This is a genomic window from Collinsella sp. An268, from assembly GCF_002159765.1.
Classification (GTDB): domain Bacteria; phylum Actinomycetota; class Coriobacteriia; order Coriobacteriales; family Coriobacteriaceae; genus Coprousia.
Genome location: NZ_NFJH01000003.1, coordinates 177,234 through 191,743 on the forward strand (window position 1 = coordinate 177,234; position 14,510 = coordinate 191,743).

Here is a 14,510-nt window from a genome sequence, read left to right on the forward strand (position 1 = left end):
CGTGTCCTCACTGTTCGCCAACGCTTGTGCACCGGCTCTGCTCGCCGATGCCTGTGCCCCCGCCCTGCTCGCCGTTCCGGTGGTCAGCGGCGCCCTTGAGGCCCCTGTCGCCGTGCCCGTGTGGATCGAGCTGATCGCCATCGTCGTCGCCTCGGTGTCGGGTGCGCTCACCGCACGCGAGAAGAAACTCGACCTCGTGGGCGCCGTCTGCCTTGCCGCCCTCTGCAGCCTGGGCGGCGGCCTTCTGCGCGACATGACCCTCCAGGTGGGCGACGTCTACATCCTCAACCAGCCCCTCGCCATGCCCGCTGCCATCCTCACCGCGGCCATCGTGTTCATCGCGCCCTCCGTGGTGGCCAAGCAGGACCGCCTCATCGCCGTGCTCGACATCTTTGCCGTGGGCCTCTATGCCGCGACGGGCGCCGACAAGGCCCTCGTCTACGGATTTAACCCCATCATCTGCATCACCATGGGCTTCTTTACCGGTGTGGGCGGCGGCATGCTGCGCGACGTCTTCTTGGGCGAGGTGCCCTACATCTTTCAGCGCAGCAACCTCTACGCCCTCGCCGCCATCGCGGGCGCCGGCGTATACGTGGCGCTTGCCGCACTCGGCGTCTCGCACACCGTAGGCGTTGTGGTCTGCGTCGCCGTGACCATGGGCCTGCGCTGGCTATCGCTCCGCTACAACATCATGAGCCCCACCGAGGTCGACCTGAGCCACATGGTGCCGCGACGCCACGGCCGTCGCCGCACCGCGGACGCCGCCGAGGACGCGGCCCGTGCGGAGGCGCCCGCCGCCAAGCCCCGCATCGACCGTCCCGACCGCTCCGCCGCGGAGCTCGCCCGCCGTCGGCATCGCACGCTCGACGATATCGACCGCCGCCGCGAGCTCGAGCGCCGCCAAGCCGCCCTCGACCGCCTGAAGCGACATCGGCGCAAGCGCGCCCAGCGCAAGCTCGACATCTAGCCGACCATGCCGCAAAACACGAACATCTGTGCGTTTCTTTGTCCGCACGAGACGGTATCCTATGTGGTGCACGCACCGCAGAAGGGATCTCTATGGGTCACAAACTAACGGAAGAGGAGCAGCGGCTGGTGACCACCACCGCCAAGGTGATCGCCAAGACGCTGCCGGACGAACACCGCGGCAAGGCAAGTGGGATAGCGAGCGCGCTCGTGCGCCTGCGCAGCAAAACGGTCGAGGCCGACGAGCTCCTGCAGGCCGTTGTGGAGCGCGGGGGCGATGCCGGCTGCTGCGACGCGCTGAAGGCGGCGCAGGTGGTGGTCGCCCAAGACGAGGGAGGGTACCGCATCAACCTCTCCTCCGCCCCGGACTCGGACAGGCAAAAGACTTCCGCCCCGCAAAAGCAGATTGCAAAGACCGGCCCCACCACCATCGCGCGCGCCAAGCGTCCCGACCGGTCGCTCGGCCGCCTCAGCTGCGTGCGCCGTCAGACCCCCGAGCTCACGCAGGTGCGCAGCCACATCATCGGCCTCGATCCGCGCTTGTGGCTGAATGGCTGGCTCCTCAGCACGCCCGACGCCTTTGTGCGTTACGAGACAGAGCTGCGGGCGCTTGACGCGGCGCTCGCCGGCAAGCCCGCCCTCGGCGACGGCACCCTGAGCCTGCGCGAGCTCTCGTATCGCATCTTTGGGGACGAGAAGTTTTTGGCACCCGAGTCCGACGGCCGCAAGCTGCTGCGCCTTATGGGGCTGACCGACCTGCTCAACGTGCGTCCCTCTCTGAGGTTTGACATGCAGTGCTTTATGCCCAAACACCACCGGCACGCGCGCTTGGTGGTGAGCGAGAACCTCGACCCCTGGGTCAACATGCGCAACGCCCTCTTTCTGGACGGGCGCAAGCGCATCCTCGGCGAGCGCGTGCACGGGGTGGTGTTTGGCAACGGCACGCTCGCGCGGGAGCCGAGCCATCTCGAGCGGCTCGTCGACACCCTTGCCGCCGAGGACCTGCACGTTATGTACTGGGGCGACATCGATCGGGCGGGGCTCGAGATTCTGGCGAGCCTTGCGGCGAGCGCGGGGGAGGACGGGCGCGTGACGGTCGAGCCCTTTATGCCCGCCTACCGGCTCATGCTCAAACGAGCGCAGAAGCGCTACCCCGACCCGCTCTCAAACGAGGAGACCGATCAAGTCAACGTGCCCATCACCGGCACCGAGCTGCTCGCCCCCTACCTGACTGAGAGCGAGCTCGCCTATCTTGAGGCCGTCCTCGAAGGGGCGCGCCTCATCCCGCAGGAGTCGGTGACCGCAGAGGACCTGTAGCGCAGCGGGCGCACGGGGTTTCGCCAACTAGCACCGCTCGACAACCCGCGCCCACACGCGCCAGCCGGCTGGAATCAATCGCTGTTTTCCTAGCCCGCTGCAACCAATCCGGCGAGCGCCGACGAGATAACGGCCTCGAGCGCCGCGGCCGACGCGTCCCCATAGGACATGTTCGACATGGCGCAGACAAGATACGGCGTGCTCCCCACCTGCACCACGCCTGCATCCGAGGTGGAGTTGTAGAGGACGTCGCCCCCGACCCAACCCGCTTTGTTCCACACGCGCACAGAGCCCAACGGCGTTTCGGTTTGAACGGTAGCGTCAAGCGTGACGGCGTCGGCTGCGGGCGTGGCGGCGTCGAGGGGCGCCGTCGGCGCCACCCCGGCCGGAACGCCCAGCGCGTCGCGTATAAACGAGTGGTTCGTCGCCGCGAGCATTTGGGCAAGCCAGGTGGCAAGCACGCTCTCCGTCTCGATATACGTCCAGATATAGCTCCATGCCCGCACCATCGTGCGCGCCGACACGTTTTGGAACGGCGTGATGGGGTCTATCACCCCCGCACCAAACAGACTATCGGCCCACGAAAGGTACCCCAGACCGTCCAGGTTGTCGTGCAGAATGCGGAAGGCGTCGTTATCCGAGTCGAGCACCAGCGCCTGGATGAGCTCGCGCACCGTAAACGTGGCGCCCACGATGCCGTACGTCCCGTCGTACCAGCTGTTGGGAGACACGATGCAGCCCGTGTCGAGCGATACGGTACCGGGCTCTACCAGCTCGCGCAACACGTAGGCGGCATAGGGCGCCTTAAAGGAGCTCGCCCCATACACCACGGTATCGGTACCGTAGGACGCGCCCGCACCCGTCACCGTATCGAGAAGCACCAGACTCAGGCTGCCCATCGTCTGGACGGTGGCGATGGCGGCGCCGATAGAAGCCGTCGCATCCGCGGTAAGCGAGGGCGCGCCCGTTGCATGCGCGCCCCCTTCGAGGGCAAACGCGGCAAGCTCGGGCGCAGCGGGAATCGCGGCCAGGTCGAAATGCGCCAGACGCGAAGACGCACGCCTGGCGCCCTCTTCCTCTTCTGCCGCTGCCTCCGTCTCTGCCGAGCCGCTTGCGCGGCGCGCTGCCGAACCGTATGCGAGCGAGCCCGATCCGCCGGCTTGCGCCCGGGGCGTGCACCCCGTCGCAAGACCCACGCCGGCGAGCGCCGAGAATCCCAGCGCGCCCACAAACCCGCGCCGGCTCATACAGCGCGAGCCGTCCGTCTCCCGACGGCTCAGCGCGCGCATGCGAGCGACCCCATGGGATCCCACGGCGCGAGCACGCGCGGCTCCTCGGCCTCAAACGCGGCGCGCTCCTCGTCCGTCAGATACTTCTTGTCGACCACCACCTGGTAGACGTATTCGTCAAACCATGCATCGGACAAGGTGTCAAACCCGTCGCGCCCATGATCGGCACCCCAGCTGTTCTCGACCTTCCAGAGCGTCGGGCGCCCGTCGGCGTCGAGGTTCACGCCCTCGAGCACCATCGCGTGCGTCATGAGTGACTCGCCGTACGCGAGGCGCGCGGCGCGGTCCATGCAGCCTTCGACCGCAAAGCCAAACAGCGCATCCACATCGAGCGCCGCCGTGTCCATCATTCCCTCGTCACGCAGGTAACTCTGCCCCACATCGCATCCAAACCACACCGGCGCGTTGTCGCGCAGCTGGGCTATCGCCACCTGCTTGAGGCGCTCGAGCGGCAGGTTGAGATACCGGACACCGCCGTCTTCCACCACGTTGCCCAAACGGCTTACCGTGTAGACGTGCCCAAACGGCTTGTCTGCCGTTGGCGCCGAGATGAGCGAGACATAGTCGTCGAGGCGCATGCCCACCGCGCGGTCGAAGAACTCCCTCGGCGTAAAGGTGCCGGAAAGCACGAGCGCATGCTCCTTATCGCGCAGGCGCACGTCGAAGGTCGCCGGCGGCTCGCCCAGGCACGTGACGAGCAGCCGGTAGACCTCGCCCACCATCGTGCGCTTGAGCGCGGCGAGGTCCTCGGCATCCACGCCCGCCGCAGCGCTCTCGCGCAGGCGCTTGGCCGCGCCGCGGAGATACCGCGTGAGGTAGGAATCGAGCTCGCGGGTGTTGCGCGAGCAGGCGGTCTCCGGCATGGCCTCCTTGGGCACCACGCCGTATTTCTTGACGAGGCTCTTGAACATATCCCACTGGCCGCCGTCGCCCACCGGATCGGCAAGCAGATAGCTCACCAGCCGCCCGTCGAGCGGCTCGTCGAGCGTATCGAGAATGCTCTCCAAAAACCAGTTGCTCTTCTCGAGTTTGTCCCAAAAGAGCGGGTAGGCCTGGCTGAGCTCGAATGTCTCGAGGTGGTACGTCTGGATGATGCGGTAGCGCATGGTGTTGAGGCTCGCAAACATCCAGCAACGGCCGGAGCGCTCCTGGTCGCAGCGTTTGCCCTGCTTGACCTCGATATCAAACGTGAGCGGGTTGGCGGCGACGCCCTCGGGCACGCGCGCGGCGGCGCGGATCCCCACGGAGCTGACGGCGTTCTTGGCAACGATGTTGGCACGGTCGGCGTGAAAGGCCGTGCGGGCGGCGTCGATGTCCGCAGGCGTGACGGGTTGCGGATGAGACATGGCAGGTCCTTCCTGACGGGATGCGAATCGGTTGATGCACCGCGGGCTTATGGCCGGGCGCAGGGCGCTCAGGGCAGCGGGCGGGGCGGCCAACCACCATGAGCATGGTGAGGGCTGCCGCCACAGGACCGACGCAAGGGCCGGGCGTCAGGCTCCATTCTCTCATGTTGACGGGACGAGCAGGCTGGCTGCCCGGCTCGGCGCCCAGTTTGTTACCAAATGCGCACGGCGCGGGCGAGCTCTGGCACCCCGCTCGATGCCAGGCCTTGCGGCCTTACCCCCCTCCTGCAAGGAAATCGCGTTTAGCCCCCTTTTCTCTCCTCTAGGGGGTCTAAACGCGATTTCCTTGCAGGCGTGCCGGCGGGCGCAACCCCCAAGCCTCTTTGCGCCCAGGACTCGCATACAAAAATGTGAGGCGCTACAGCTTCAGGTTCAGCTCGAAGCGCTCGAAAAACCCGATCCATGAGCCGTCAGCGTCGCGGACGCCCTGCATGTAGATGCGCTGATTGCGCGCCGACACGCCCACGAGCACCTCCTCGCTCGTTGCCATGCGCCCGGCCAAACACTCGGCCGTGTTTCATGTCGAAGGAGAGCATGACACCATCTGCCCACGCTCCACGAGCTGCGCGCGTTTGGCCAGACGCATATCGCGCATTTGCATGGTCGGTAGGAGCAGGGTTCGAGCCTATTGCCTCCGGATCACAAGCCTATCGGCGGTGGTAAAGCGCTGGCGAGATGACCGCGGCGTTTCCGGCAGGCTCAGGATGAGCATCCCCGATTCGACCATCGGATTTACATAGCGGCGCATCACATAGGGCGCCTGAGCACCAAGCAGTTCGGCCAGCTCGGACCGTGAGCGCGGCTTCTCGGCGCAAAACTCCGCGATCTTGCGCTGCTGCTCGGTAAGCCCCGTATCATCGATTACCGCGATGCATCTCTCCTCCCGAGCTTGCCTTCCCATCACCGTTACGCGGAACTGCCCGCGCGAGCTCTCGAACACCGGCGCCGGCATCCCCGCCTCCGCCAGCAACCTGCGCACGGTCGGGATACCCGAATACCGGTTCTCGGTCTTTCCGAGCGCCTCCATGGCGGTCGCGATCACGGGGTTCCTCGTGTCGGGTTGCATCTTGCCCAAATCATCGACCGTGAGACGGCCGTAGAGACCGCCCGGATTCACAATCTCCAGTCTTCCGCGATACATCAGGATCTGAATGGGCATGCCCTGCGTATGAACGCTATAATCGCGGTGGATGAGAGCGTTGAGGATGAGCTCGCGCACAGCTTCGACAGGATACTCGTCCCGGTCGATGCGCTTTCCCGTCCTCGGGTCGACGCGGGTAGCAACCTTCATGTTCGACCGCACGAAAGCGAGGGCCTCCGTCAGTTGCTCGTCGAGCGTCCCCTCGATTCTCTTATTGTCGAGGAATCGATTGCCCTCTCCGTCCACAACGCCAGGCTCCGTCCCCGGAATAACGGTCGCGACAATACTAAGCTGCGGGAAATAAGCTTGAGGATAGAGCGAAAACAGCATGACGCCCGCTAACGTTGGAACGCCATCACGCGTGATGCTCATGAGCTCTAGCACGGTATCATCGTCGAGCTGAGCGAGATTGGGTTTAGACGAGGTTATGTTGCTGAGGTAGTGCCCCAGCTTCTGGGCATCGAGCGTCGATTTCGTCGCACGGTCGACCGGCTCGATCTCGTCGCGGTACTTCTTGCGAAATGCCCCGTAGCTATACACCTCGTATTCCGTCATGGGCTCGTCGGCATCACCCACACGGACGAACGAGCCCTTGAGCCTGCCCCTTCCCCGGTAGTAGCAAGGCCTATCTGACATATCAATCCCGGGAATCTCTGCCGAGACGATCATCTTGTCATCCACTGACGCGACCGTAAACACGGCACGGACTGAGGGCTGCATCTGGCTGCATTGCTCCGCGACGTGCTTTTGAAGATCCTGCGCATCATAGACGCCGACCACCTCAAACCCCTGCCGCTCATCAAGACCGAACACGATGACCCCACCGTCATCCTGGTTCGAGAAGCTTGACAGCGTATCGTACAGACGAGACGGACAGCCCTCCTTCGCCGCCTTTACCTCAACAGTCTGCATCTCGCATCGCCGCTCCTGAATCTGATGCACCAGATCAATAAGGCCCTCGGCCAGCATAGCCAGCTCCTCTCGACGCATTCAAACTGATAAGGGTCACTGAGACTATCGTAGTTTGTACAAATACTAGCGCTTTCAGGTACAATCTTTTGTACTTATTCACAAAGTTTTCTAACTGAGTACAAAAATTTATCTATTATTCACTGTTTTCTGTAACTCTGTAACAAAGTTTTTGTAATTTCTCGCAATCTTGCGGGACTGCTACGGTAACAAATAACTCGAAGGTCGTTAAACCTCCGAGCTCCAAGTTCATGGTCGCGGGGACAGGATTTGAATCTAAAACCCCCGAGTTATGAGCGCGTCGGATGTAGCACAGCGCCGATAAGGTAGCCACGCCGTCTCCGGCATAATTTATATCGCCGGAGCGTGAATAGAACGCGACCAATTCCCGAGCCACGTAGGTCTCTTCCAGGTCGCACCACGTGGTGTCCGCAGGGCGCACATGCCGCCCGCGTTGCTCTTCTCGACTCCTCTGGAAGTATGTCAGAACGATGCGCGTAGGCAACGTGTGATGTGCCGCGGGGTCGATTCCACACCTCAATACATCCAGCTTGTTGGATAGATTTACCATCTATCAGATATTCGTCCAGACAAATGGATACAGCTCACGTATAGCTGCTGCGGCGCTACCACACGGTGCGCGTAGGGCGGGTGGGAGATTTGGAGATCGACTTCGTTGCCGGGCGCGGGGGCAAACCGCATTACTACCAGGTCGCGCTGTCCGTACTGGACGAAGCGACGCTGCGCCGCGAACTGCGTCCACTCGAGCTGCTGGGGGACGCCTACCCCAAGACGTTGCTCACCTTGGACCGCATCGGCGCGACGGACCATAACGGCATTGAGCAGCGCAGCCTCGTTGATTGGCTGCTGACATAGGTTGGGAGGGCGCTCCTCGACAGCACGCCGCAGCGTCGTACGAAACGTGCGCCGGTGCAGGCTCGTGAAACTTGAGACGTGAGTGAAGAGACGCGGTGCTCGCGCTTCGCACATCGATACGATTATGGTGGTACAGGAAAAAACGCCGCGCGGCTCACCTCGACACGGCGCCTCATATTGGACAGGCCGCCTCAATCCGGATACGAGAGGAAGACTTCTGGAGAAGGGTGCGTAGTCTCGGAAAACCCGCCGCACGGATTGAACTAACATTGCCCCTTCTGATGGTATTAGTCCAATAGGAAGTCTAATAAAGCCCTGCCTAGTCGTAAAATAGAGCTAAATCATTCCCCGGCAGCCCTTTTTAGTCGTAAATAGAACTCACTTACGACTATCGGAACCAATTGGAGTGACCTTGTACTACAGCGACTCCGACGTGATAGAGCTTATCAACAGAATCGAGAAACCGTACGAGACCGAGGTCGTCGAGCTCAAAGAGGCCAAGCACGATTTCAGCTTCAAGGACCTCGGAAAGTACTTCTCGGCCCTGAGCAACGAGGCGATCCTGAGGGACAAGCAGGACGCATGGCTCCTCTTCGGCATAGACAACGACAAGGCCGTCTGCGGCACCGCATATCGCAGGAACAGCCCCACGAAGCTTCAGTCGCTCAAGCGGGAGGTCGCCGGGCACACCAACAATCGCATGACGTTCAGGGAGATCCATGAGCTCGAGATCGAGGGGAAGCGGGTTCTCGCCTTCCAGATCCCCGCGGCGACGCCGGGCATGCCGACCGCCTTCAACAACGCCGCCTGGGCGAGAGAGGGCGAGTCGCTCGTGCCCCTGCCCATCGACAAGTATGAGCAGATACGGCAGATGCACCGCCCCGACTGGAGCGCCTCGGAGGTCGAAGGGGCGACGTACGACGACCTCGACCCGGAGGCGGTGAGCCGCGCAGTTGAGCTGTTCCTCTCCAAGCACGACCGCCACAGGGACGCGTTCGCGGGAATGGACGAGCGGGCGATACTCGACAAGGCGAGCCTGACCCGGGACGGAAAAATCACCCCGACCACCCTCATCCTTGCCGGAAGGCCCGAGTCGATCCATCTCCTCGGCGACATCTCGCCACGCATCACCTGGACGCTCTACGCCTCGGACGGCTCCGTGACCACCTACGAGCACTTCAAGCCGCCGTTCCTGCTCGCCGTGGACCGGGTCCTCGGCAAGATCAGGAACGAGAGGTACCGGTTCAACGCGAACGGCGCAAGCCTCTTCCCCGTCGAGGTCAGCCAGTACGAACCCGAGATAATCAGGGAGCTCCTCAACAACTGCATCGCACACCAGGACTACTCCATGCAGGGGCGCGTGAACGTCGAGGAGTTCGAGGACCACCTTGTGTTCCTCAATGAGGGGGCGTTCATCCCCGAGACCATCGAGAAGGCGATGCGGCCCGGCTTCAAGCCGAGCTACTACCGCAACCCCTTCCTCTGTGAGGCCATGGTCCAGATGGACATGATCGACACCATCGCCATGGGAATCCCCAAGGTCTTCCAGATGCAGAGGGGCAGGTACTTCCCGCTGCCCACATATGACCTCAGCGACCCGAACCGCGTCGAGGTCACCATCTACGGCAAGTCGATCAACGAGAGCTACAGCCGCCTGCTCTACGCCCGCCCCGACCTCCCCATGGATGTCGTCTACCTCCTCGACAAGGTCCAGAAGCACGAGGAGGTCACACGGGAGCAGGCGGCGAGGCTCCACGAGCTCAAGCTCGTGGAGGGGAGGTACCCCCAGCTCTCGATCACGAACTCCCTCGCCGCCAAGACGGGGCAGGAGGTCACGTACACGAGGAGCAAGGGGCTCAACGAGGAGGCGTGCAAGTCGCTCATCGTCCAGATGCTCTCCGAGACCGGTCCAGCGCCGCGCGCGAAGATCGTGGCGCTCCTAGATGACCTGCTCCCGGCTGGCCTCAGCGACCAGCAAAAGTCGAAGCGAGTCTCCAACCTGCTCACCAAGATGAAGAACGTCGACAGGACGGTCGACAACGACGGCGTCGTCGGGAAGGCAGCGCGCTGGAGGGCGGTATAGCCCGCCCTCCCTACGGCTATGCAGCCAAATCACGCGAGTAGAAGTATCCATAGATCTGCTTGATGCACCCGTCTAGAACATCATCGGGGTAGCTCGACTCCGGCAGCTTGTATGCTTCGTTCCGCACGATGGTCCACACCTGGCTGCGTGTCTCCTCCTTCTCGGTCCAATGCACCATCTGGCCCAAGCGCTCTTCGATGGCTGACACCATTTCGATGCACACGCTCTTGACCTTGCGAATCTCGGACGGCGAAAGTGTGTCTTTGAAGAGCATCTCGAACACCGTCATCTGCTGCTGGTTTTGGAATCCCTCGCGCACCCACTCGCGCTGTTTCTCATCTAGGTCCTGTGACAACCTCATCAGCTCGTTGAACGTCTTCTCGATGAGGGCCTTGTCCTGCTCCTTGTTGTAGCTTTCGATAATCCGCTCGTAGCGCTCGTAGAAATCGATTCGCAGCGGGTTATTCTTCAATGCCAGTTCGAGCCTCTCCTCTATGACTCCGCGAATATCGTCGATAATCAGGTGCTTCCGCTTTGCTCTGGCGAATTCTTGGCTCAAGCGCCCGAAGTCGATGCCGCTTATGTCGAAGCGGGTTCCCTCCTTCGCCTGCTCGGTGGCCTCGCTCACCTCAACGTGTTCACTTACGATGTCGCGTACCCGTCGCATAAGCTCAGTGGTGTCTGAGGCTGCACGGCGCTGGTTTATCTGGTTATACACCGCGCGCAGTGCATCACGCCGGCATGCCAGGTCCTCGCCAACCTCCGCCCTGGTCACAAAGCGGTAGAACTTGAAAAGCATCCGACACATGATGCCGAAACGCTTCTTCACCTCATCGGTTGCGCTCACGGCGTCGGCGGCGTCCTTGATGGCGTCCAGCTTCCCAAACCCCTCCGCGGCGAGCAGCGTCTCCAGATCGAAGCCCTGCTCGCCCATGAAGGAGATGATTTGCCTCGTCAGATTCCGAATTCGCTCGATAAGCTCATCCTTATCGACCACGACGTCATCGGGCTTGCGGCCGTCGCCCGGATCGCGCGTGTAGTCTGCCAGGGCCTGGCGCAGTGCCTTTACAATGCCAACGTAGTCTACGATAAGGCCGTTGCTCTTGCCCTTGGCGACGCGATTGGCACGCGCGATAGCCTGCATGAGGCCGTGTGCCTTCATGGGCTTGTCGAAGTACATTACCGAAAGAGGTTTGACGTCGAAGCCCGTGAGCCACATGGCGCATACGAACACGATTCGGAAAGGATTGTCGGCGTCCTTGAACTCGTCATCGAGGTTGCGCTCCTCCATCTTGCGTCGATGGGGTTCGATATCGAGGCCCCATGCACGGAAGCGGGCAATCTCATTCTGTTCCTGGCTCACCACCACGGCCATCTCGGTGGACTCCATCCAGGAAACCTTGCGGCGCTGCTCAAGCGCCTCCTGCTGGCCCATGCCCTTGAGCTTCGCCTTCTCAACAGCGATGGCGCGCGCCCACTCCTCCTGTACGTAGTCGTACATCATCACACAGGCAACTTTGTTCACACAGATGAACATGGCCTTTCCGCTTTCCCAAATGCCGGTGTAGTGCGCCACGAAGTCGCGGGCTATTGCACGCATACGCGGCTCGGACATCATGATGTGGACTCCGTTGGAGAGTTGACTCTTCACCTTATCCGTCTGGTCGGGATCGAGGTCTGCATCTTCGACGGCCTGCAGCAGCTCATCGTTGATCTGAGGGTTCTCTATCGCGAGTCGATCGGAGCGGTTCTCGTAGAACAGCGGCACCGTGGCACCGTCTTCAACGGCGCGACCGAAGTCGTATACCGACACGTACCCGCCGAATGTGCGGGCGGTCAACTGGTCGTCGGACAGAAGCGGCGTTCCGGTGAACCCCATCTTTGAGGCTGTCGGCAGCAATCGAGCCATGTTTTCGGCGAAGATGCCGTTGTTCGAGCGATGCGCTTCGTCGGAGAACACCACGATGTCGTGATCGGGTAGGATGGGCTCGGCATCCGCCTGGTTGAACTTCTGAATGAGCGAGAAGATGTAGGTCGGGTTGCCTTTGAGTTTCCTCATCAAATCGGCACCGCTGGTCGCGCGGCAGCGCGCCGCAGGCACGCCGGAAAGACATCCGCAGCTCTCGAACGTCTCGCTGATCTGCTTGTTCAGCTCGTCGCGATCAGTCAGCACCAGGAAGGTTGGCGAGCCAGGCTGCGTGCGCCTGATCTTCTCGGCAAGAAAGAGCATGGAATAGCTCTTGCCCGAGCCCTGCGTGTGCCAGAACACGCCCAGCTTGCCATCGTTGAACTTTCGGTTCTTGTAAGCGTCGAGCGCCTCGTTGACACCTAGGTACTGGTGGTTGCGCGCCATGATCTTGGCCGCCGGGGTATCGAAGTGGTCGAACAAGATGAAGTTCTGGAACAGGTCCATGAGCGTCTCGCGGTTGCACACGCCGCGGAGCAGGGTCTCCAGGCTCACGCTTCCGGCGTCTTCCTCATGTAGGCGCTTCCATTCGTTGAAGAACTCGTAGGGGCTGCCCAGCGTCCCCACGCGTGATTCAAGGCCGTTCGAGAGGATGACGAATGCGTTGAAATGAAAGATCTGGGGGATGGTGTCTTGGTAATCGGTGTAGTTGTCGTTGTAGGCGTTGCGCACGTCCTTGTCATGGCGCTTGAACTCCATGAACACCAAGGGAACGCCGTTCACGAACCCCACCAGGTCGCAGCGGCGCCGATGCAAGGGGCCGTGCACCCACAGCTCCTCGGCGGCAACAAAACGGTTCATCTTGGGATGGCCGAAGTCGAATACTTGCGCGAGCTCGGTATAGGGCACCCCGTCCTCTCCGACCTTCCTCACGGGGATGCCATCGCGCAGCATCTTGTACTTGGCCTCGTTGGCCTGCAGCAGGGAATCGCCCACGAACGTCTGAGAGAGTGTCTTAATTGCCTCGGCGACATCCGTTTCATCCATCCATTCGTTGAGCTCTATGAGCGCATCTTTGAGGTCACGTTTCAACAACACATCGCTGTAGCTTTCGCGTCCAAGCGTGCCGTATCGGCCAAGCTCTTCTTCGTCGTGGCAGTAATGGACGTCCCAGCCGAGGCGCGCGAGCAGCTCGCCGGCAGGCTTCTGCACGGCCTCCTCTTCGGAATAACGGTTCTTGGCCACCTCGGTTCACCAGCTTCCTATCTCTGCGGACGATAGCGTTCGTCAAGCGGGATCGCCTCGTTTATCTCGCAATCATGCTCAAGAGCGATCTCGTAGAGCGCGATTCGGGAAAGCATGTACAGCTCTCCATCGGAATCGTTTTCGTAATCGAACACGACATGCTTCCCCAAGATGCCGTCCATTTCCCTGAGTTTGATTCTGCCCCAAGCGGCATCACTTTCCCCTGAGGTTCCGTCGAGATAGCCGATCTTCTCCAGGTTGTAGCTAAATCGACTCAGCTCTTCACAGAGGCAGCTGCAGTATTCAAGGTGTTCGAACAATATCCAGTCCGTATCGTCACCTTCAATGCCTGCGTGTTCCACGCCCTCCCGTGACATGTCGCGCAAGACGTTGAGTTGCAGGTCGAGGGCGAAGCGCCAGGCATTCTTGTACCTTTCGGCTGCGGCTTTGTTCGCCGGGTCCGTCGGTTCGAATGAAAGGGCCTTCTTGGCGAAGTCATAAACAAAATCGTTGTTTGGGCCAAATCGCTCGGCTTCGGCCTCCTTGAGGCGCTCAACGTAAGACAGCTCCGATTCGCCTTCGCCGCGGTCTGGCACAGGGGTATTGCGGAACTCATCAATCTTCGCTTCCTGGAAGCGTTCCAATGCGCACCCAATTTTGTTGAGAAGGCTATAGCGGTACTTGATATGGGCAAAGACCTGATCCATGTGGATACGGATATCCTCACCCCAGCTATTTGCCTCGTTGACGAATGCATGGGCATGAAGATCGCAGTTCCAGACCATTTCAAATGGGCTCCCGCTTACCCAGATCAAATAAGGACAGGTAACTATATCGGTCGTGTGGTACACGCCCTTGTATCGATTGGTCTCAACGGGATGGACGGCACAAAGCGAGCGTAGGAACTCAAAGTACTTTTTGTCGGTGCCTTTTCCATTAGTGCCGGTTTGGCTAAATGCGGCCGACCGCGCATCTTCCTGACTCAAGTCGACACCGATAATCCTTGCGAGCATGTCTATGCTGTCAAGCACAACGGAGGCGTTGCTGATAAAGTTGATGAAATCGAACGCGCTGCCGTGTTCCATCCTCCCGAGCACTTGGTCGTTCAGATAGCCTGCTGTGTCGCGTATGCGATGAACGCAAACACAGATGCAATCCCAAGCGGGAACGCCCCGGTACTTCTTCTTTTCAAAAGCCTTCTCAACAAAAGATATCTGCTCGGAGATATGCTCGTGAGCGTTGAGAGAAGCGTTGAACTCCTCGATGAGATCAGGGTCAAGGTGTATCTGGAACGTCTTTTCGCAACCCATTG

10 protein-coding genes are annotated in these 14,510 nt (G+C 61.1%); 4 read left to right on the forward strand and 6 right to left on the reverse strand.

Translation table 11 applies throughout. The features are described 5' to 3' along the window. The first annotated feature begins 1 nt into the window (after position 1). Positions 2 to 967: a trimeric intracellular cation channel family protein gene (locus tag B5F70_RS03820; RefSeq protein WP_241145895.1), complete on the forward strand. Its 966-nt coding sequence runs from the start codon at positions 2 to 4 to the stop codon at positions 965 to 967. A gap of 92 nt (positions 968 to 1,059) precedes the next feature. Further along, a complete protein-coding gene (locus tag B5F70_RS03825) occupies positions 1,060 to 2,283 on the forward strand; it encodes a Wadjet anti-phage system protein JetD domain-containing protein (RefSeq protein ID WP_241145896.1) in 1,224 nt (407 codons plus the stop codon). A gap of 89 nt (positions 2,284 to 2,372) precedes the next feature. On the opposite strand, the gene B5F70_RS03830 is transcribed toward B5F70_RS03825, so the two are convergent. The 4 genes from B5F70_RS03830 to B5F70_RS03840 all read right to left on the reverse strand — a co-directional run bounded on the left by B5F70_RS03830 (position 2,373) and on the right by B5F70_RS03840 (position 7,088). Further along, entirely contained in the window at positions 2,373 to 3,572 is a 1,200-nt protein-coding gene (locus B5F70_RS03830; protein ID WP_087204233.1) for a serine hydrolase, read from the reverse strand. Then, positions 3,560 to 4,918 carry a C1 family peptidase gene (locus B5F70_RS03835; RefSeq protein WP_087204234.1) on the reverse strand — a complete coding sequence of 453 codons (1,359 nt, stop codon included), beginning with the start codon at positions 4,916 to 4,918 and terminating at the stop codon, positions 3,560 to 3,562. The genes B5F70_RS03830 and B5F70_RS03835 overlap by 13 nt, the downstream gene beginning before the upstream one ends. Positions 4,919 to 5,336: 418 nt before the next feature. Then, on the reverse strand, positions 5,337 to 5,468 hold the full coding sequence (locus tag B5F70_RS10930; protein ID WP_256363446.1) for a hypothetical protein: 132 nt from the start codon (positions 5,466 to 5,468) through the stop codon (positions 5,337 to 5,339). Positions 5,469 to 5,603: 135 nt separating this feature from the next. Next, positions 5,604 to 7,088, reverse strand: coding sequence for an ATP-binding protein (locus B5F70_RS03840; protein ID WP_087204235.1), 1,485 nt, complete (start codon positions 7,086 to 7,088; stop codon positions 5,604 to 5,606). A 660-nt stretch (positions 7,089 to 7,748) separates the two neighbouring features. Here B5F70_RS03840 and B5F70_RS03845 point away from each other — a divergent pair. Both B5F70_RS03845 and B5F70_RS03850 read left to right on the forward strand, forming a co-directional pair. Beyond that, positions 7,749 to 7,964 (forward strand): ATP-binding protein, encoded by a 216-nt coding sequence (locus B5F70_RS03845; protein WP_143753917.1) that lies wholly within the window; start codon positions 7,749 to 7,751, stop codon positions 7,962 to 7,964. Positions 7,965 to 8,376: 412 nt separating this feature from the next. Then, positions 8,377 to 10,047 carry an RNA-binding domain-containing protein gene (locus B5F70_RS03850; RefSeq protein WP_087204237.1) on the forward strand — a complete coding sequence of 557 codons (1,671 nt, stop codon included), beginning with the start codon at positions 8,377 to 8,379 and terminating at the stop codon, positions 10,045 to 10,047. Between the two features lie 16 nt (positions 10,048 to 10,063). Here the strand turns inward: B5F70_RS03850 and B5F70_RS03855 are convergent, their stop codons facing one another. Together B5F70_RS03855 and B5F70_RS03860 are read right to left on the reverse strand one after the other, a co-directional pair. After that, positions 10,064 to 13,198, reverse strand: a complete 3,135-nt coding sequence (locus tag B5F70_RS03855) for a type I restriction endonuclease subunit R (RefSeq protein WP_087204238.1) — start codon at positions 13,196 to 13,198, stop codon at positions 10,064 to 10,066. A 17-nt stretch (positions 13,199 to 13,215) separates the two neighbouring features. Then, entirely contained in the window at positions 13,216 to 14,508 is a 1,293-nt protein-coding gene (locus B5F70_RS03860) for a hypothetical protein (protein ID WP_087204239.1), read from the reverse strand. Positions 14,509 to 14,510: the final 2 nt, after the last annotated feature.

Bases quoted from the DNA above. Each gene is read 5' to 3' on its own strand.
- B5F70_RS03840 (WP_087204235.1), bottom strand. From the start codon at position 7,088: ATGCTGGCCGAGGGCCTTATTGATCTGGTGCATCAGATTCAGGAGCGG.
- B5F70_RS03835 (WP_087204234.1), bottom strand. From the start codon at position 4,918: ATGTCTCATCCGCAACCCGTCACGCCTGCGGACATCGACGCCGCCCGC.
- B5F70_RS03825 (WP_241145896.1), top strand. From the start codon at position 1,060: ATGGGTCACAAACTAACGGAAGAGGAGCAGCGGCTGGTGACCACCACC.
- B5F70_RS03860 (WP_087204239.1), bottom strand. From the start codon at position 14,508: ATGGGTTGCGAAAAGACGTTCCAGATACACCTTGACCCTGATCTCATC.
- B5F70_RS10930 (WP_256363446.1), bottom strand. From the start codon at position 5,468: ATGGCAACGAGCGAGGAGGTGCTCGTGGGCGTGTCGGCGCGCAATCAG.
- B5F70_RS03830 (WP_087204233.1), bottom strand. From the start codon at position 3,572: ATGCGCGCGCTGAGCCGTCGGGAGACGGACGGCTCGCGCTGTATGAGC.